At 63.2% G+C, this 775-nt stretch carries 1 protein-coding gene; it reads right to left on the reverse strand.

Annotated elements, in window-relative coordinates; genetic code table 11:
* On the reverse strand, positions 1–295 hold a 295-nt coding region (gene tnpA, locus CKO41_RS18300), incomplete at its 3' end, for an IS66 family insertion sequence element accessory protein TnpA (protein ID WP_200383292.1).
* Between the last annotated feature and the right edge of the window lie 480 nt (positions 296–775).

Below are 775 nucleotides of genomic sequence, written 5' to 3' on the forward strand. Positions count from 1 at the left end.
GCCTCAGACGCAGTACGACACCGGAGCCCAGGTCGAGCTCGAGGTCCCAGGATGCGGCGCCCGTCTTCGCCGGCCTCGACAGCTCGCCAAGATCGAGAAACTCAGGGGGCGGCCCATGCGGCTCGGGTACGCTCGGAGCCATGCCGCGCAGGCGCTTGCGCCAAAGGTAGAAGCTGGTGGTGCTGATGCCTTCGGCCGCGCAGAAGGCGGCGGTGCTCAAAGCACTGCGCTCGGCGCGGGAGATGACGGCTTGCCAGTCGGCGCGGCTGCGTCGCACGCGGGTGGTCGTGGCCATGGTGGTCTCCTGTCGTGATCGATGACAGCAGCCATTGTCCGCATCTCGCGCGGGTGGAGAAGAACGCCGCTCAGTTGCCGGTTACAGAGCTAGTACAGCAGTGCGGATGTTCCGAGACCACCTCCAACGACTATCGTTGTCGTAATCGACGATCGGACTAGGATCAGGACAACGACAACGAACAGTCTCGGGATTTCTGAAGTGCTGCACGAGCCCGAACGGCCCGCACAGCGGACCCTACAGGGCTCATGCGACCTACGGGCTCGCGCAGAGACGCAGAGGCGCAAAGTGAAGAGAAGGCATTGGTCGATGTCACCAATACGCTCCGCTTCTCCTTCTCTGCGCCTTAGCGTCTCTGGTGTGCCAGGACAAGCCTGGCCCGTCTAGCAGTCTGTGAGGTGACTGCCATGTGAAGTGCTGATGACACATGTAGCTGCGGTCTGTCGCGTGGAGGTAACGAAGCGCGGGGAGCGAGACCGG

Source organism: Thiococcus pfennigii (assembly GCF_016583835.1).
Classification (GTDB): domain Bacteria; phylum Pseudomonadota; class Gammaproteobacteria; order Chromatiales; family Chromatiaceae; genus Thiococcus; species Thiococcus pfennigii.